The organism is Cupriavidus alkaliphilus, assembly GCF_014191175.1.
GTDB lineage: Bacteria > Pseudomonadota > Gammaproteobacteria > Burkholderiales > Burkholderiaceae > Cupriavidus > Cupriavidus alkaliphilus.
Genome location: NZ_JACHWE010000006.1, coordinates 162,179 through 179,764 on the forward strand (window position 1 = coordinate 162,179; position 17,586 = coordinate 179,764).

The 17,586-nt window shown below is 67.9% G+C and carries 13 protein-coding genes and 1 pseudogene; all 14 read right to left on the reverse strand.

Annotated elements, in window-relative coordinates; genetic code table 11:
- Nucleotides 1-5: 5 nt before the first annotated feature.
- Nucleotides 6-1,181, reverse strand: a complete 1,176-nt coding sequence (locus FHX60_RS20910) for a cytochrome D1 domain-containing protein (RefSeq protein WP_221210089.1) — start codon at nucleotides 1,179-1,181, stop codon at nucleotides 6-8.
- Nucleotides 1,181-1,567: a c-type cytochrome gene (locus FHX60_RS20915; protein ID WP_183284481.1), complete on the reverse strand. Its 387-nt coding sequence runs from the start codon at nucleotides 1,565-1,567 to the stop codon at nucleotides 1,181-1,183. The genes FHX60_RS20910 and FHX60_RS20915 overlap by 1 nt, the downstream gene beginning before the upstream one ends.
- Nucleotides 1,549-1,872 carry a c-type cytochrome gene (locus FHX60_RS20920; protein WP_183284482.1) on the reverse strand — a complete coding sequence of 108 codons (324 nt, stop codon included), beginning with the start codon at nucleotides 1,870-1,872 and terminating at the stop codon, nucleotides 1,549-1,551. The genes FHX60_RS20915 and FHX60_RS20920 overlap by 19 nt, the downstream gene beginning before the upstream one ends.
- Nucleotides 1,873-1,946: 74 nt before the next feature.
- A pseudogene (locus tag FHX60_RS20925) lies at nucleotides 1,947-3,488 on the reverse strand (cytochrome D1 domain-containing protein); the annotation flags it as partial.
- A gap of 441 nt (nucleotides 3,489-3,929) precedes the next feature.
- On the reverse strand, nucleotides 3,930-4,355 hold the full coding sequence (locus tag FHX60_RS20930) for a universal stress protein (RefSeq protein ID WP_183284484.1): 426 nt from the start codon (nucleotides 4,353-4,355) through the stop codon (nucleotides 3,930-3,932).
- Nucleotides 4,356-4,365: 10 nt separating this feature from the next.
- Nucleotides 4,366-5,382, reverse strand: coding sequence for a TerC family protein (locus tag FHX60_RS20935; RefSeq protein WP_183284485.1), 1,017 nt, complete (start codon nucleotides 5,380-5,382; stop codon nucleotides 4,366-4,368).
- A 75-nt stretch (nucleotides 5,383-5,457) separates the two neighbouring features.
- Nucleotides 5,458-8,340 (reverse strand): AMP-binding protein, encoded by a 2,883-nt coding sequence (locus FHX60_RS20940; protein ID WP_183284486.1) that lies wholly within the window; start codon nucleotides 8,338-8,340, stop codon nucleotides 5,458-5,460.
- 204 nt (nucleotides 8,341-8,544) lie between these two features.
- Nucleotides 8,545-9,102, reverse strand: coding sequence for a molybdopterin-guanine dinucleotide biosynthesis protein B (mobB, locus tag FHX60_RS20945; RefSeq protein ID WP_183284487.1), 558 nt, complete (start codon nucleotides 9,100-9,102; stop codon nucleotides 8,545-8,547).
- Entirely contained in the window at nucleotides 9,099-9,815 is a 717-nt protein-coding gene (locus tag FHX60_RS20950) for a carbonic anhydrase (RefSeq protein ID WP_112775843.1), read from the reverse strand. Before FHX60_RS20950 ends, mobB begins: the two co-directional genes overlap by 4 nt.
- A gap of 15 nt (nucleotides 9,816-9,830) precedes the next feature.
- Entirely contained in the window at nucleotides 9,831-10,583 is a 753-nt protein-coding gene (locus FHX60_RS20955) for a peptidylprolyl isomerase (protein WP_183284488.1), read from the reverse strand.
- A 27-nt stretch (nucleotides 10,584-10,610) separates the two neighbouring features.
- Entirely contained in the window at nucleotides 10,611-11,294 is a 684-nt protein-coding gene (gene narI, locus FHX60_RS20960; protein ID WP_112775845.1) for a respiratory nitrate reductase subunit gamma, read from the reverse strand.
- 192 nt (nucleotides 11,295-11,486) lie between these two features.
- Nucleotides 11,487-12,152: a nitrate reductase molybdenum cofactor assembly chaperone gene (gene narJ, locus FHX60_RS20965; protein WP_112775846.1), complete on the reverse strand. Its 666-nt coding sequence runs from the start codon at nucleotides 12,150-12,152 to the stop codon at nucleotides 11,487-11,489.
- A 27-nt stretch (nucleotides 12,153-12,179) separates the two neighbouring features.
- Nucleotides 12,180-13,730, reverse strand: a complete 1,551-nt coding sequence (gene narH / locus FHX60_RS20970; protein WP_183284489.1) for a nitrate reductase subunit beta — start codon at nucleotides 13,728-13,730, stop codon at nucleotides 12,180-12,182.
- Nucleotides 13,727-17,464 carry a nitrate reductase subunit alpha gene (locus FHX60_RS20975; protein WP_092314357.1) on the reverse strand — a complete coding sequence of 1,246 codons (3,738 nt, stop codon included), beginning with the start codon at nucleotides 17,462-17,464 and terminating at the stop codon, nucleotides 13,727-13,729. Before FHX60_RS20975 ends, narH begins: the two co-directional genes overlap by 4 nt.
- Nucleotides 17,465-17,586 lie beyond the last annotated feature (122 nt).

The window sequence follows — 17,586 nt, forward strand, 5'->3', positions numbered from 1 at the left end:
GTGCCCTACATGCCGAAGCGCTGCGCGCGCGCGGTGAAGAAGATGCCGCTGGGATTGTCGGCCGGCAGCGTGGCCAGGCGTTCCAGCGTGGCGGTGTCGTAAACCTCGACGCGGTTGTCGTCGCGGCAGGACAGCCACAGCGCCTCGCCCTTGGGCGTGAATTCCATGTGCAGCACGCCGCGGCACGGTTGCAGCGTGCGCACCACCTGGCGCGTGGCGGTGTCGATCACCTGCACGGTGTCGTTATGCGGGAAGGCGAAATTGACCCAGACCTGGCGGCCGTCGGGCCGCGCCATGGCGAATACCGGCTGGCCCGCCAGCGCCACGCGCGCCGCTTCGCGCCAGCCGTTGGCCGGATCGGCCACCAGGACTTCATGGCGCCCGATCGCCGGCAGCCATGCCATGCCCTGCGCCATGGCCCAGCCGCGCAGGTGCGGCATCTTGTAGACCGGCAGCGGCGCGTTGCCGCGGCCGTAGCCGGACAGGATGCGGCGCGCCTGAGGGGGAACCTGCCACAGGTCGACCAGCGCCAGCCCGTCTTCGCCGAACAGGCCGGCCAGGTACCAGCGGCCATCGGGCGTGACCAGCCCGTCGTAAGGCTCGCGGCCGGCGGGCAGCCGGGTCACCTGCGGGTGGCGCGGGTCGCCGGCATCGATGATCCAGATTTCGCCGGATTCGAACAGGCTGGCGGCGAAGCGCCGGCCGGGCAGGTCGGCCAGTCCGACCACCTTGGCGCGGCGTCCGTCGCTGCCGATGGCGGGAAGCTCCGCCAGCGGTTCGAGCGTCTGGGCATCGAACAGGCGGATACCCCCGGGCGCGTAGTTCTGCGCCGCCACCACCCGGCCGTCCTGCGAGATGGCGCCGCCAATGCTGTTGCCGGCCTGCAGCACGCGATGGGTGATGCGGGCGCCGAGCAGGTCGACGCGCGTCAGGCCGCCATCGCGGCCGAAGACATAGGCGTAGCGCGCATCGCGCGAGAACACCACGCTGGCGTGCGACAGGTCGCCCAGTCCCGCGACCGTGGCCAGGCGGGTCATGCCGGTGGTCTCCACGATCTGCAGCCGGCCCGCGGCGCGCTCCACTACCACGCCCAGGTCGCCGGTGCCGCGCATGCCGGCGGCGCAACCAGCGGCCAGCACGGCCACCAGCACCGCGCACGCCGCCGCAGCCAGGCCGCGCATCAGTTGCCTGGCGGCAAGACGGCCGGCGGCTGGCCGGCCTGCAGTCGATCGATCAGCCATCGGGCTTCATCCTGCGTCATGAATGGTTTCCAGGGCGGCATCGCCGTGCCGGGCCGGCCGTACAGCACGGTGGCGACCAGGCCGTCAGGCGGCTTGCCGGCCAGGCCCGCGGGCGTCAGCGGCGGGCCCAGTCCGCCGCGTAGGGTCATGCCGTGGCAGGCGCCGCAGTCATCGCGCAGCCAGTGCGCCAGCTGCGCCTGCCGCGCCGGCGCGGGCGGATCGACGGTGGCCAGCGCGCGTGCGCCCGGCGTGGCGAACAGCGTGGCGACCAGCGCGGCAGCAGCGGCGCGGCGCCACGCGGCGCGGTTCAGAGGGACAGGATCCATTTGGCCAGCGTGTTGGCGTCGGCCTGGCTGACGGCGTTGGCCGGCATCGGCACCGGGCCCCAGCGGCCGCTGCTGCCTTTCAGGATGGACTGGACCATCTGAGCCTGCCCGTCCTTGCGGCCGGTGTATTTGCCCTTGATGTCCTGGAAGGCTGGCCCGACCATTTTCTTGTCGAGGCTGTGGCACGCCAGGCAGGCCTTGCTCGATGCCAGGGCCTGGCTGGCGTGTGCCGGCACGGCGGCGCCGAGCGCCAGCAGGCAGCCGATCGCTGCGGCGAGCGCTGTCAGCGCGTGTTGGGTTCGCATGATGCAATCTCCGTGGAAAGTGCGTGGGGACGATGACGGCCCTCGCTGCGCCGCGGCGCAGCGAGGGCGCGGCCTCAGTAGACGTCGTGCTGCGTGTTGTAGGCGTTGAACTTGCCGGTCGGCGTGATCAGGCGCTTGTCCTTGATCACGGTCTTGAGTGCGCGGGTCTTGTCGTCGACCACCACCAGCGCGGATTCACCGTCCTTGGTGCCCCAGACCGAGAACCAGACTTCGTCGCCGGCCTTGTTGTACTCGGCCTGCACCACCCGCTTGGCGCCGCTGCCCTTCAGGTCGGCCCACTCCGCGATGGGCAGCACCTTGAAGCCGGCGTCGAGGTTGCGCGTGTCGAACACCGCGACCGACTGGTTGAGCTTGGCATCCGGATTCAGCGGCGTATCGACCCACAGGTTGGACGACTTGGGATGGGTCTTGATGAAGAGCGAGCCGCCGCCCTGGCCCTTGACCGTCTGCACCACCTTCCACGCTTGCGCGGGGTGGCCGGCGGGATCGGTGCCGATCAGGCTGATGGTCTCGTCGCCCAGGTGGCTGGTGGCCCAGACCGGGCCGAACTGCGGATGCGTGAAGTTGGCGCCGCGGCCAGGGTGCGGGGTCTTGCCGACGTTGACCAGCGCGGCCAGCTTGTCTTCCTTGGTGTCGACCACGGCGATCTTGTCGGAGGCATTGGCCGCCACCAGGAAGTAGCGCCCGGTCGAATCGAAGCCGCCGTCATGCAGGAACTTGGCCGAGTCGATGGTGGTGGTCTTCAGGTTGGCCAGGTCCGAGTAGTTGACCATCAGGATCTTGCCGGTCTCCTTGGCGTTGATCACGAATTCCGGATGGAAATGGCTGGCCACGATCGACGCCACACGCGGCTCGGGATGGTATTCGTTGTCCACGGTCATGCCGCGCGTGGATACCACCTTCAGCGGCTTGAGGGTGTCGCCCTCCATGATCACGTACTGCGGCGGCCAATAGGAGCCGGCCACCGCGTACTTGTCCTCGTAGCCCTTGTACTTGGAGGTCTCGACCGAGCGCGCCTCCATGCCGATCTTTACCTCGGCGACGATATCGGGCTTGGGCAGCCACAGGTCGATCAGGTCCAGCCGCGCGTCGCGGCCGATCACGTACAGGTAGCGCCCCGACGCCGACATGCGCGAGATATGCACCGCGTAGCCGGTCTTGACGATATTGATGATCTGCTTGCTGTCGCCGTCGATCAGCGCCACCTCGCCGGCGTCGCGCAGCGTGACCGAGAACAGGTTGTCCAGGTTGTACTGGTTCATCTTCTGCGTCGGGCGCTTGGCGACGGGCAGGATGTCCTTGCGGCTTTTCTCGATATCGGCCAGCGAGAACTCGGGCGGGGTCGGCGGATCGAGCTGGATGTAGCGCGCCATCAGGTCGACTTCCTTGTCGGTGAGGTCGCCCGAGGTGCCCCAGTTGGGCATGCCGGCAGGGCTGCCGTACTTGATGAAGGTCTTCAGGTATTCGGTGCCGCGCGCGCGGGTGATGTCGGGCGTCAGCGCCTTGCCGGTGGCACCCTTGCGCAGCACGCCGTGGCAGCCGGCGCAGCGTTCGAAGTAGATTTGCCGCGCATGGTCGAATTCGGCGGTGGTCAGGGTGGGGATGGCGGCCTTCTGTTCGGCCTTTGCTTCAGGCTTCGGCGCGGTCCTTGCGGTGTTGGTGGCTGCCTGGGGAAGACCCAGCCAGAGCGAGAGCGGCAGTGCCGCGAATGCGGGATAAAGCCATTTTCTTGCTTTCATGGTGCCGTGGTTCAGCGGGTTGTGGAAAGCTGTTGTCGAGGTGCTTGTGGGGTGCGAACTGGGCACCAGGCGCTTGCAGTGATGATGCGGACACACTGCGAGAAGGGGCTTGACTGGCATCAAACCGTGCGGGATGTCACGCAACGGTTTTCTTTTCGGTTTTCTTTTCGGTGTTCGCCGGTTGGCGCAGAGATGACGGAATGCGCTTTGGCGCGTTGCGGTGGAACGAACGTGCCGATCGGGTACTCCCTCCCCCGCTTGCGGGAGAGGGAGCGAAGCGCGTTGCGGGACGCGCCGCTAATGCTTGATCAGCAACACAGGGCAGTGCGCATCGGCGAGGACCCGTCTTGCCACCGACCCGACGATGGCATCGAGGAAGCCGCCGCGGCCATGCGAGCCCATCACGATCAGGCTGGCACCGATCTGGCGCGCATACTCGACGATGCGGGCTGGCGCGAAGCCCGTGAGGCCGTGGCGCTCGAATGCGATCCCGGCCTCGCCGAGGATGGTGGTCACCGAGGCCATCGCCTTCTCGTTCTGTTCGCGATGCCAGTCCTCGAGCGTGCCGCGATCGATGAACGTCTTGATGTCGCCGGGCACATCCGGTTCGCAATGCACCACGTGCACGACGAGGTCCCGGGTCAGCAGGGGGCTTTGCGCCAGGAAGCGCGCGGCCGCATCGCTATAGGACGACCCGTCGGTCGCCAGCAGGATTATGTTCATGGCTTGCTCCTCATGTGCGCCGGTTCCCGGCCCCGCGACCGCGCGGTGCGCCGCTGCGGCCCGGCTGATCGCCCGCTGCGGCGGCTCGCCTGGTCCTGGCCTGGCTGAGCAGGACGGAGACGAACAGCGTCATCGCGACCGCGCACAGCGACCAGTGCACCGGTACGTGGAACCACGGCTCGACCAGCATCTTGGCGCCGATAAAGGCGAGCACGATGGCGAGTCCGTACTTCAGGTACTGGAAATGCGCCGCCAGGTTGGCGAGCAGGAAATACAGGGCCCGCAGGCCCATGATCGCGAAGATGTTGGACGTGAAGACAATGAACGGATCGGTGGTCACGGCGAAGATCGCCGGGATGCTGTCGACCGCGAACACCAGGTCGGTAGCCTCGACCATCAGTACCACCACGAACATCGGGGTGGCATGACGCAGCCCGTCGATGCGCACGAAGAAGCGTTCGCCGTGGTACGACGAGGTGATCCGCATATGCGCGCACAGGAAGCGCACGATGGGATTGCGCGAGAGGTCGGGCGCGTGCCTGGAAATGAACAGCATCTTGATGCCGGTGATGACGAGGAACACGCCGAACACATAGAGGATCCAGGCGAACTGGCTGATCAGCCATACCCCCACCAGGATCATGGCGGCGCGCATCAGGATGGCGCCAAGCACGCCGAGCAGCAGCACGCGGCGCTGCAGTTCCGGCGGCACGGCGAAATAGCTGAAGATCATCGCAAACACGAACATGTTGTCGACCGACAGCGACAGCTCGATCAGGTAGCCGGTGTAGAACTCCAGCACCTTGCGATAGGCCGCGTCGTGCCCGGCGTCCTCGGCCACCACCCACCACAGCGCCAGGCCGAACAGCGTGGCCAGCGTCATCCAGGTCAGGGTCCATCCCAGCGCCTCGCGCGAGGAGACCCGGTGCGCGTGCCGCCCGCCAAGCACGAATATGTCCACCAGCAGGGTGCCCAGCACCAGGACGAAAAATCCAGCCCACATCGGGGCGGTGGCAAAGGTCTCCATTGCCTTATGGTGAGACGGCGAGTGAGACGGCGGGTGGGATGGCCGGCGGCTGGCGCCAGGTCCGGCCGGCGGGGATCATGGCAGCGGCCGCGCGAGGCGCCGCGCGACCTGCGCCTTCCCGCGCAGCGCGTCGGGTTCGCCGCAGTAGTGCAGGATTTCAGCGCGGGCCGCATTGCGCAGCCGCATTGCGGCCGACCAGTCCTGACCGTCAGGCGGCAGGGGCCGGCCGATGACGACGCTGACCGGTCCCCGGCGCGGCAGCCACTGGCCGTCGCGCAGCACCGAGCGGGTGCCCCGCAGCGCAACGGGAACCACCGGGGCGCCGGCACGGGCAGCGGCGACGAAGGCGCCGGAGCGGAAACGTTGCAGCCCGGACTCGCGACCGAAGGTGCCTTCCGGGAACAGCAGCACCGAGCGCCCGGCGCGCACCGCCGCGACCAGCCGCTCGATGGCCTCGGATTCACGCACGTTGTCGAAGCGGTCGATAAAGTCGGCCCCGATGCTGGACAGGTAGGCGGCCGGGATGCGTTGCGTTTGCAGCTCGCGCTTGGCCACGACACACACCGGCAGCGGGAGTGCGGCAACCAGCACGATGCCGTCCAGGTAGCTGGCATGGTTCGATACCAGCACGCAGGCGCGATGGCGCGGCAGGTGCTCCAACCCCTGCACGAACCATGGGACGGCGGCCAGCCGCAGCAGCAGCCGGGCGGCGTGGTGGCTGAGCGCCCATCCCATGGCTGGCCGGTGCATTGCCACCGATGCCAGGCACGTCACGGGCGCCATCGCGGCGAACAACAGCCACGCATACAGCGAATACGACAGGCCGGCAGCGGCATGCCGGCCGCGCCGCAGCTGCGGCAGCAGCGCCTGCCAGCCGAAGCGCGCGATCTGCAGCCACGGTGCGGCTTGGCCATGGCCGGTGCCGCCATGCTCGAACCGCTCGCGGCAAGCGGCGCGCCGGATCTTGCCGCTCGACGTCTTCAGGATGGTGTGCGGCGGCACCAGTACGACATGGTCCGGCGGCATGCCGAGTATATCGAGCGCGGTCTTCAGCGCCTGCCGTTGCAGCGCGCTGCGCGCGGCCTGGTCCGTTGCCGAGGTTTCCGCCATCACGACGATATGCTCGGTGCCGGTGTCCGGATCGGGGCTGCCGAACACCGCGACGCAGCCCTTGCGGATCCCGGGAATGGCGCCGATGGCCTGCTCCACTTCGTAGGGATAGAGATTGCGGCCGCCGCGAACGATGGTTTCCTTGGCGCGCCCGGTGACGTAGAGCTCGCCGTCGGCGATATAGCCATAGTCGCCGGTGTTGAGCCAGCCGTGGTCGAAGAGCTTGCGCGTCTGCACCGGGTTGCGGAAATAGCCGCTGGTGGCCGAGGGCCCGCGGAACTGCAGCAGGCCCTCCCGCCGCTCGGGCAGTTCGCAGCCGCTGGCGTCGACGATGCGGATATCGTGGCCGGGCAGTGGCCGGCCGCACGAAGGGATCTCCAGCACATCGCGTTCGGCTGCCACGTCCTGTCGGTCCGCCGCGGCGGGAATGGCGCGCGATGTGTGTACGAATGCGGCGCGGTCGATGCGGTCGGCAGTCAAGGCGCGTCCCGGCGGCGGGAACGTCAGGCCCACCGATGCCTCCGCCAGCCCGTAGACCGGCGCCGCCGCCTGTGCGCGCAGGCCATGCGGGGCAAAGCGCGCTGCGAACTTGCGCATGGTCTGCAGGCTCACGGGCTCGGCGCCGTTGAAGGCGAAACGCCAGCTCGACAGGTCCAGCCCCGCCAGGTCCGCGTGTGCCAGCCTGTGCAGGCACAGTTCATAAGCGAAATTGGGCCCGCCCGACAGCGTGCCCCGGTACTTGTGGATCGCCCAGAGCCAGCGCTCGGGCCGTGCCAGGAACGTCAGCGGCGACATCACCACCAGCGGGAAGGCATAGTACAGGCTGCCCAGCCAGGCGCCGATCAGGCCCATATCGTGATACAGGGGCAGCCAGCTGACAAAGACGTCGCGCGAGTCGACCGACAGTGCCATGCCCATGGCGCGCAGGTTGGCCAGCAGGTTGGCATGCGTCAGCACCACGCCCTTGGGCGAGCCGGTGCTGCCCGAGGTGTACTGCAGCAGCGCGATGTCATGCGCGCCCGGCATCGCATTAACGGGCGCGGCGGCGGTGTCCTCCACTTCCTGAGGCGTCAGCACGCTATGCAGCGTGCCGGTGCTGGCCTTGAGCAGGGTGGCGAGCGGCCGGGCTTCGGCCACCGTGATCAGGATCGGCGCCTGCGCGTTGGCCAAGATGCCGGCGTGGCGCTGCAAGTGGTCGCCGATCTGCGCCAGCCGCACTGGCGGGTAGAGCGGCACGGGTATCCCGCCTGCCATCAGGATGCCGGTAAAGCAATAGAAATACTCCGCGCTGGTTGGCAGCATCAGCGCCACGGTGGTACCGGCGCGCACGCCGCGCGCGGCCAGGCCGGCGGCGACGCTGCCGGCGCGCCGGTGCAGTTGCGCAAAGGTGATCGACGTCTCTTCGCCTTCGCCGCCATGCAGGATGATGTGAGTATGGTCAGGGTGGCGGTGCAGGTGCCAGTGCAGCACGTCCGTGACCGTGGCGGCGCCTTCCGGCGCCTGCGCCGCGGCTTCTGCCGATGCCGGGCTGGCCGGCCCGGCGGCCCCGTCCTCGGCGCCGGGCGGCAGGTCCCTGGCGGCGAGCACGGCGCGCAGCAGCGCGCGCGGCGTGTCCGCCTGGGCCAGTACCTGCTCCGGCAGGCTGACGCCGAAACGCTGCTCGATGCGGGTCAGCAGTTCGGCGCGCGTCAGGCTGTCGAAGCCCAGGTCGGCTTCGAGCGCGCTGTCCATCGAGGCGCCGGTCGGTGCACCGGATTCGGCCTGCGGCCGCATAGCGGTAGACATCTCCCCCACGATGCCGAGCAAGGCATCCTCGTAGTTCTGCCGCGGGGGCGAGTCCTCGTTCATTCGCTTATTGCTGGGGGTCCGCGCGCATCCGTGGCTGCCGCCTGCCGCGCAGGGGCAGGCGGCAGCACCGACGGCGACGGTACTGGCACCCCTAAAGATAGGCGGCGTGCGGAAATTGTCGAGTTGGGTGGCGGGGCGGGCACTGGCGCCGGCGCTCCGGCCAGGCACAGGCGCGCCATCCTGCACAGGCCGTCGGGGCCGCCGTCAGATGGCGATCATCTCCATCGCTTTGAGGAAAGCGCCAGGGTCGAGCGGATCCGCCTGGTCGCGGTCGCGCAGGGCGAGGATGAACTGCCCCACTCGCGCGGTATGGTCCAGCGGCAGGCAGGGCAGCAAGGTGTCGAGCCGCGCATCGGTAGCCACCGCAACGATCGAAGGATCGCAGGGATAGTAGGGTGCACGTCCATGCGCCGGGCGATACACCTCGATGCGCGGAATATCCTCGCTGCGGAAGCCTTCGACCAGCGTGATGTCCGCAGGCCGCAGCCGCGCCACCTGCTCAGCAAGCGTCGGCTCGGCTTCGTTGGCCAGCTCGCGCACGATGGCGTAGCGATAGGGCGAGGCCACCATTACTTCCGTGGCACCGGCTGCGCGAAAGCGCGCGCTGTCCTTGCCGGGGGGCTCGAGTTCCAGCGGATGATGGCTGTGCTTGATCACGTTGACGGTCAGGCCGTGGGCGCGAAACCACGGCAGCAGCGCGGTAATCAGCGTGGTCTTGCCGCTGCCCGAGGTGCCGGCGATGCCGAAGATAAAGGGATTCATGTTGTGACGGATTCGGTTGGTGCGGCGGGTGCGGCGCTGGCTGGCAAAGGACATACCAGCGGCAGGAAGGCATCGGCGCGCTGCGAATAGGCCAGCAGCGCGCCGGCCTGGAGATCGAAATACCAGCCGTGCAGCGTCAGCGCGCCAGCTTCCAGGGCGCGCCGCACGAACGGGAAGGTCTGCAGGTTGCGCAGCGACACCAGGATCGCCGCCTGCTCGCAGGCGCGCTGGCGCTGCGCGGCGCTGGCCCCGGCGAGGGTTTCCTCCACCTGCCGCCGCGCCGGCGCGGCGATGCGGACCCACGCGCCAAGGTAGTCCGGATCCTCGCCCTCGTCGGGCGCATGGTCGCCGGCGTCGGCCGGCTGCGCCAGCAGCGCGCGGATGCCGCCGCAGCCGCCGTGGCCCATCACGATGATGCGGGCCACGCGCAGCTGCTGCACCGCGAACTGGATCGCCGCGGACACGCCGTGCAGGCTGCCCTCTTGGCGGCCGGTGCAAGGGGGCACCAGGTTGCCGATATTGCGCACGGTAAACAGCTCGCCCGGATCGCAGCCGAGCAGCAGGCCGGGGTCGACGCGCGAGTCGCTGCAGCCGATCAGCAGCGTCGGCGGACGCTGGCCGGTGCGCAGGCTGTCGAACAGCCCGGGCTCGTCGTCGAAATAGCGTTGCTGGAAGCGTTCGAAACCCTTGAGCAGATGTTCGATGTGATGCACGGCCGCCTCCGCTCGCTATTGCACCAGCGGGCTGTCGGCGCCCTCGAGCTCGATGCCTTCGATGCGCGCGCGGCCGATCAGCAGGCTGGCGTACTGCTTCCAGGCGCGGTCGCGCGCCGCGGCGCCGAGGGCGCGCGCGATCTCGCCGCGCACCGCCTCGAACGGCAGGCGCGTGCCCGGGCAACGCTCGAGGATGCGCACGATATGCAGGCCATAACGGGTTTCAAGCAACTGCGGCAGCACGCCGTCCTGCTGCGCCGCGAACAGTGCGCGCTCGAACTCCGGCGCGGTTTCGCCGCGGAACACGCGGCCCAGCCGGCCGCCGTTGGCGCCGCTGGGGCAATTGGACAGCGCGCTGGCATGATGAGCAAAGCTCGCGGGATCGCCGCGCACCAGCGCCAGCGTCTGCGCCGCGACCTCGCGCAGCGCGTCGAGCGGCACCCGCGGCGTGATCTGGAACAGGATATGGTCGGCTTCCACCCATTCGCCTTCGCGGAAGCGCTCGGGGTGGCTGTCGTAGTGGCGGCGGCAGCTGGCTTCGTCGGCTTCGGGCGTGGCGGCCTCGCGCGCCAGCAGCGTCTGCGCCAGCGCGTCGTCATCCATGGCTTCGGCGTCCAGGCCGGTGCGCGCGGCTTCGGCCCGCATCAGCAGGCGCAGGATCGCCGAGATGGTGGCCAGCCGCGCCGGGTTGGCGGCGTCGTGATGGTGGTCCAGTTCGCGCTCGATATCGGCGTCGCGCAGTTCCACGCCGTTGACGGTGACAGGCATCGGATTCTCCTTGTGCGCTTGCGGCGCTCAGCGGCTGCGCACCAGCTGCCAGGCGCGGCCGAGGTAGCCGAGCGAGGCAAAGCCGCTCCACACATGCACCAGCCGCGTGAACGGGAAGATCACGAACAGGGTCATGCCCATGAACAGGTGCGCCTTGAACAGCAGCGGGGCGTCGGCGATAAAGCCGGCGGCGTCGCCGCGCAGCGTGACGATGTGCTGTGCCCAGTTCATCAGCTGCACCATCATGTGGCCGTCCATATGGCCAGCCGATTCAAAGATGGTGGACAGGCCCAGCAGCAGCGTCACCAGCAGCCACAGCAGCAGCACCTTGTCGCCGGTGCGGGTCACCGCGGACACGCGCGCGTTGCTCAGCCGGCGGTGCAGCAGGATCAGCAGGCCGGCCAGGCACATGGTGCCCATCACGCCGCCGGCGGCCATCGCCACGCCCTGCTTGAAGCCGTGCGAGACGCCCAGCGCGTCCCACACCGCCACCGGAGTCAGCAGGCCCACCAGGTGGCCGAAGAACAGGCCCAGGATGCCGACATGGAACAGGATGTTGCCGGTGCGCAGGTTGCCGCGATACAGCACCTGCGAGCTGTCGGTCTTCCAGGTGTATTGCTCGCGCTCGAAGCGGGCCAGGCTGCCGAACAGGAAGATGGCAAGCGCGATGTACGGGTAGATGCCGAAGAGGAATTGGTGGAGGGTTGCCATGGTGTGAGCTCGTTGAGAGGATTGGGCTGGCTGGGCGCCGTCTATGCCTGCTGTTTTCCCCTCTCCCCGCAGGGGAGAGGGTAGGGTGAGGGGTGGTTTAAGCACCGGCGTTTCATTGAAGCTCCCGCCCCCACCCCCGCCCCTCTCCCGCACGCGAGAGAGGGGCGCAAAGAGTCGGCTCGCGTAAGCACTTCAGCAAGGCGCCGGCACCGGCGCCGTGCCACGCGGGTAGAACTTCACCGCCTGCGGCCCGGTGTGCGGGGCCAGCAGCGGCTCCACGCCATCGGCGCCCGGGCCGAAGGTTTCCAGCGCCTCGTCCATGTCCCGCACCGGCGGCTCCTGCTGCGCTTGCGGCTGCACGTCGGTGAGCGTGCGCAGCACGGCGAACGCGCCGGCGTAGGGACTCTGGTTGCGCGCGAGCCGGTCGCCGATCGCGGCCAGCACGTGGATGGCTTCGCCCAGCAGCTGCTCGGCGCGTGCCTCGTTGCCGTCGCCCGCGAGCGCGCCGAGGAACTCCAGGAACAGCGGCACGTAGTCGGGCAGCTCGGACGCCGCGGGTTCGAAGCCCGCGCGCCGGTACTCGTCGATCAGGTCGACCATGGCCTGGCCGCGGTCGCGGCTTTCGCCGTGTACATGCTCGAACAGGTGCAGCGAGTGCGCCGGGTTGCGGTCGAAGGTGGCGACATAGTTTTCCTGCAGCGTGATCAGCGTCTCGCTGCGCAGCAGGCCGGTCACCGGCGCCAGCAGTGCGCGCGCCTGCGGCCATTCGCCCAGCGCGGCGTCGATCTCGGGCAGCGCGTCGAGCAGTTCCTGCTCGGGATAGCCGAGCAGCGCGCTGAGGATGGGATAGAGGGGCATGTTGTTCTCCGGTTCGTTCGCGGGCGTTCAGCTCATCACGGCCTTCTTGCGCGACCTGGGCATGTCGACGAAATGCACGCTGCCTTGCGGCTTCTTGCCGAACAGCGCACCGTCCGAAGTGCCGCCCGAGCAGCCGTTGCCGAAGGTGAAGCCGCAGCTGGCCTTGTCGTTGAAGCTGTCCTCGACCATCTCCTTGTGCGAGGACGGGATCACGAAGCGGTCCTCGTAGTTGGCGATGGCCATGGTCTTGTACATGTCCTCGACCTGCGCGGGCGTCAGGCCCACCTGCTTCAGCACGTCGAGGTCCTGCACGCCGTCCACCACCTGCGAGCGCTTGTAGGCGCGCATCGCCAGCATGCGGTCCAGTGCCGACAGCACCGGCATCACGTCGCCCGCGGTCAGCAGGTTGGCCAGGTACTTGACCGGGATGCGCAGGCTCTTGACGTCGGGGATGATGCCGTTCATGCCCATGTGGCCCGCTTCGGCCGCCGACTGGATCGGCGACAGCGGCGGGATGTACCAGACCATCGGCAGCGTGCGGTACTCGGGGTGCAGCGGGAAGGCGACCTTCCACTCGCACGCCATCTTGTAGACCGGCGACTTGCGCGCGGCGTCGAGCCAGCTTTGCGGGATGCCCTGGCGCAGCGCCTCGGCCTGCACGGCCGGGTCGTGCGGATCGAGGAAGACGTCGAGCTGCGACTGGTACAGGTCGCGCTCGTCGGCCACCGACGCGGCCTGCTCGATGCGGTCGGCGTCGTACAGCATCACGCCGAGGTAGCGGATGCGGCCGACGCAGGTCTCGGAGCAGATCGTAGGCTGGCCGGCCTCGATGCGCGGATAGCAGAACAGGCATTTCTCGGCCTTGCCGCTCTGCCAGTTGAAATAGATCTTCTTGTACGGGCAGCCCGAGATGCACATGCGCCAGCCGCGGCACTTGTCCTGGTCGACCAACACGATGCCGTCGTCCTCGCGCTTGTAGATCGAGCCCGACGGGCACGAGGCCACGCAGGCCGGGTTCAGGCAGTGCTCGCACAGGCGCGGCAGGTACATCATGAAGGTGTTCTCGAAGGTCGAGTACATCTCCTTCTGCACGTCGTCGAAGAGCTTGTCGCGGCCGCGCGAGCTGAACTCGCCGCCGAGGTCGTCTTCCCAGTTCGGGCCCCACTCGATCTTTTCCATCTTGCGGCCGGTCAGCACCGAGACCGGGCGCGCGGTGGGCGGAGTCTGCGACAGCGGCGCCTTCTGCAGGTGCTCGTAGTCGAAAGTGAAGGGCTCGTAGTACTCGTCGATCGCCGGCAGGTTGGGATTGGCGAACAGGTTCGCCAGGATCTTCAGCTTGCCGCCCTGGCGCGGCTCGAGCGTGCCGTCGGCATTGCGCTTCCAGCCGCCCTGCCACTTGTCCTGGTTCTCCCATTCCTTGGGATAGCCGATGCCGGGCTTGGTCTCGACGTTGTTGAACCACGCATACTCGACGCCGTCGCGGCTGGTCCACACGTTTTTGCAGGTCACGGAGCAGGTATGGCAGCCGATGCACTTGTCGAGGTTCAGCACCATGGCTACCTGGGCGCGGATCTTCATTGCGTTGCTCCTTCCTTGTTCGATTCCACGAGCGGCCCTTCGAGCCAGTCGACCTTCTTCATCTTGCGCAGGATCACGAACTCGTCGCGGTTGCTGCCGACGGTGCCGTAGTAGTTGAAGCCGTAGGCCAGCTGCGCGTAGCCGCCGATCATGTGGGTGGGCTTGGTCACGGCGCGCGTGACCGAGTTGTGGATGCCGCCACGCATGCCGCTGGTCTCGGCGCCCGGCACATTCACGATCTTTTCCTGGGCGTGGTACATCAGGCACATGCCCTTCGGCACGCGCTGCGACACCACCACGCGCGCCGTCAGCGTGCCGTTGACGTTGAAGACCTCGACCCAGTCGTTGTCGCGGATGCCGTTGGCCTTGGCCTCGGCTTCCGAGATCCATACGTGCGGGCCGCCGCGCGACAGCGTCAGCATGCGCAGGTTGTCGGAGTAGGTGGAGTGGATGCCCCACTTCTGGTGCGGCGTGATCCAGTTCAGCACCAGCTCCGGGTTGCCGTTGGGCTTCTTGCCCAGCATCGGCGCCACGGTCTTGGTGTCGATGGCGGGCTTGTACACGCACGCGCCTTCGCCGAAGTCCAGCATCCAGCGGTGGTCTTGCCAGAACTGCTGGCGGCCGGTCAGCGTGCGCCAGGGGATCAGCTCGTGCACGTTGGTGTAGCCGGCGTTGTAGCTGACCTCTTCCGATTCCAGCCCCGACCATGTCGGCGCGGAGATGATCTTGCGCGGCTGCGCCTGCACGTCGCGGAAGCGGATCTTGTCGTGCTCGCGCCCTTCGGCGAGATGGGTGTGGTCGCGGCCGGTGATCTTCGACAGCGCTTCCCACGCCTTGACGGCGACGTGGCCGTTGGTTTCGGGGGCGAAGGTGAGGATCATCTCGGCGGCGTCGATGGCCGTCTCGAGCTTCGGGCGGCCCTGGCTCACGCCAGGCTCCGTCACCGTGTGGCTCAGGTCGCCGATCTCCTTCACCTCATGCTGGGTATTCCAGTTGATGCCCTTGCCGCCATTGCCGAGCTTGTCGAGCAGCGGGCCGATCGAGGTGAACTTCTTGTAGATGTCCGCGTAGTTGCGCTCGACCACCGTCATCGACGGCGCGGTCTTGCCCGGGATCAGGTCGCACTCGCCGGCCTTCCAGTCCTTCGGCTCGAACGGCTGGCCGAGTTCGCCCGGGGTGTCGTGCAGCAGCGGCGTGCAGACCAGGTCTTTGCGCGTGCCCAGGTACGGTCCGGCGATCTCGCTGAACTTCTTCGCGATGGCCTTGTAGATCTCCCAGTCGGTCTTGCTTTCCCACAGCGGCTGCACGGCTTCGGACAGCGGGTGGATGAAGGGGTGCATGTCGGACGTGTTGAGGTCGTCCTTCTCGTACCACGTTGCCGTCGGCAGCACGATGTCGCCGTACAGGCAGGTGGTGCTCATGCGGAAGTCGAGCACGGTCAGCAGGTCGAGCTTGCCTTCGGCGGCCGGGCGCACGTTGACTTCGCTCGGCGTGATCGCGTCGGCCTCGTCCCCGAACACGGCGTTCTGCGTGCCCAGCAGGTACTTCAGGAAATACTCATGTCCCTTGCCCGAGCTGCCCAGGATGTTGGAGCGCCACACGAACATGTTGCGCGGAAAGTTGGCCGGGTTGTCGGGATCGTCGCAGGCGAACTGCAGCGCGCCCGACTTCAGTTGCTCGACCGTGTAGGCCACCGGATCCTTGCCGGCCCGTTCGGCCGCGTCGACCACGTCGAGCGGATTGGTGCCAAGCTGCGGCGCCGACGGCAGCCAGCCCATGCGCTCGGACCTGGCGTTCAGGTCCAGCAGCGACAGGCCGTCATAGCGCTTGCGATCGGCGGTCGGCGACAGGATCTCGTCGACGGCCAGCTTCTCGTGGCGCCACTGGCTGGTGTGGTTGTAGAAGAACGAGGTGCCGTTCATCTGGCGCGGCGGGCGCGACCAGTCCAGGCCGAATGCCAGCGGGGCCCAGCCGAACTGCGGGCGCAGCTTTTCCTGGCCGACATAGTGGGCCCAGCCGCCGCCGCTCTTGCCGATGCAGCCGCACATCATCAGCAGGTTGATGATGCCGCGGTAGATCATGTCGTTGTGGTACCAGTGATTCAGCGCGGCACCGACGATCACCATGCTCTTGCCTTGCGTGCGATCGGCGTTGTCGGCGAACTCGCGCGCAACCTGTGTCACCAGGCGGGCCGGCACCGAGGTGTGCTTTTCCTGCCAGGCCGGGGTGTAGGGCACGTCGTCCTCATACGACGACGCCACGTTGGGACCGCCCAGGCCCTGGTCGACACCGTAGTTGGCCATCTGCAGGTCATACACGGTCGCCACCAGCGCGCTGCTGCCGTCGGCCAGCGTGATGCGGCGCGCCGGCACGCGGCGGCGCAGCAGCTCGTCGTGCTCGCCGCCGAAGTAGGGGAAGCCGACCTCGACCACTTCGTCACCGTGGCCGAGCAGCGACAGGCGCGGCTCGACCGCGCGGCCGCTGCCGCCGTCCTTCAGTTCCAGGTTCCAGCGGCCCACCTTTGCGCCGTCGTTGTGCGCGGCTTCGCCCCAGCGGAAGCCGATCGAGCCGTTGGGCGCGACGATCTCGCCGGTGGCGTCGTCGACCAGCAGCGTCTTCCATTCCGGATGGTTGGCTTCGCCGAGGTTGTCGGCCAGGTGCGAGGCACGCAGGAAATGGTCGGGCACCAGCGTGTCGCCATGCTCGCGCAGCAGCACCAGCATCGGCATGTCGGTGTACTGCTTCACATAGTCGCGGAAGTACGCGGACTTGCCGCTGGCATGGAATTCCTTGAGCACTACGTGGCCCATCGCCATGGCCAGCGCGGCATCGGTGCCTTGCTTCGGCGCCAGCCAGATATCGCCGAACTTGACCATCTCGCCGAAGTCGGAAGAGACCGCGACGGTCTTGGTGCCCTTGTAGCGCACCTCGGTGTAGAAGTGGGCGTCGGGGGTGCGCGTCTGCGGCACGTTGGAGCCCCACACCATCAGGTAGGTGGAGTTGTACCAGTCGGCCGATTCGGGCACGTCGGTCTGCTCGCCCCAGATCTGCGGGCTGGCCGGCGGCAGGTCGCAATACCAGTCATAGAACGACAGGCAGGCGCCGCCGAGCAGGCTCAGGTAGCGCGCGCCCGCGGCATAGGACACCATCGACATGGCCGGGATCGGCGAGAAGCCGATCACGCGGTCCGGGCCGAACTTCTTCACGGTAAAGGCGTTGGCCGCGGCGATCATCTCGGTGGCGGTGTTCCAGTCGGCGCGCACGAAGCCGCCCTGGCCGCGCACGCTCTTGTACCGTGCCGCCTTCTTCGGGTCCTGGCTGATCGACTCCCAGGCTGCGATCGGGTCCATGGTCTTGCGGGCCTCGCGCCACATTTCCATCAGCCGGCCGCGGATCATCGGGTACTTGACGCGCTGCGCGGAGTAGACGTACCAGCTGTACGATGCGCCGCGCGGGCAGCCGCGGGGCTCATGGTTGGGCAGGTCCGGGCGCGTGCGCGGGTAGTCGGTCTGCTGCGTTTCCCAGGTGATCAGGCCGTTCTTGACGTAGACCTTCCAGGAGCACGAGCCGGTGCAGTTTACGCCGTGGGTGGAGCGCACGATCTTGTCGTGCTGCCAGCGGCTGCGGTAGCCGTCTTCCCACTTGCGGTCTTCGTTCACCACCGCGCCGTGGCCGTCCGCATAGGTGGACTTGACGCGCGACATGAACTTCAGTCGATCCAGGAAATGACTCATTTGCTTGTTCTCCGCGAGGCTATTCTGCGGGGCTCCGACGGTTGCCCGGGAGCATTTGCAGGGACACCTCGAGCTTATGGGGGAGCGGGGCGGCGGCCAATTCGCTGGTGGAACAGCCGCCG

Coding starts and splice junctions, on each gene's coding strand:
- FHX60_RS20910 (WP_221210089.1), bottom strand. CDS start 1,181: ATGCGCGGCCTGGCTGCGGCGGCGTGCGCGGTGCTGGTGGCCGTGCTG.
- FHX60_RS20915 (WP_183284481.1), bottom strand. CDS start 1,567: ATGGATCCTGTCCCTCTGAACCGCGCCGCGTGGCGCCGCGCCGCTGCT.
- FHX60_RS20920 (WP_183284482.1), bottom strand. CDS start 1,872: ATGCGAACCCAACACGCGCTGACAGCGCTCGCCGCAGCGATCGGCTGC.
- FHX60_RS20930 (WP_183284484.1), bottom strand. CDS start 4,355: ATGAACATAATCCTGCTGGCGACCGACGGGTCGTCCTATAGCGATGCG.
- FHX60_RS20935 (WP_183284485.1), bottom strand. CDS start 5,382: ATGGAGACCTTTGCCACCGCCCCGATGTGGGCTGGATTTTTCGTCCTG.
- FHX60_RS20940 (WP_183284486.1), bottom strand. CDS start 8,340: ATGAACGAGGACTCGCCCCCGCGGCAGAACTACGAGGATGCCTTGCTC.
- mobB (WP_183284487.1), bottom strand. CDS start 9,102: ATGAATCCCTTTATCTTCGGCATCGCCGGCACCTCGGGCAGCGGCAAG.
- FHX60_RS20955 (WP_183284488.1), bottom strand. CDS start 10,583: ATGCCTGTCACCGTCAACGGCGTGGAACTGCGCGACGCCGATATCGAG.
- narI (WP_112775845.1), bottom strand. CDS start 11,294: ATGGCAACCCTCCACCAATTCCTCTTCGGCATCTACCCGTACATCGCG.
- narJ (WP_112775846.1), bottom strand. CDS start 12,152: ATGCCCCTCTATCCCATCCTCAGCGCGCTGCTCGGCTATCCCGAGCAG.
- narH (WP_183284489.1), bottom strand. CDS start 13,730: ATGAAGATCCGCGCCCAGGTAGCCATGGTGCTGAACCTCGACAAGTGC.
- FHX60_RS20975 (WP_092314357.1), bottom strand. CDS start 17,464: ATGAGTCATTTCCTGGATCGACTGAAGTTCATGTCGCGCGTCAAGTCC.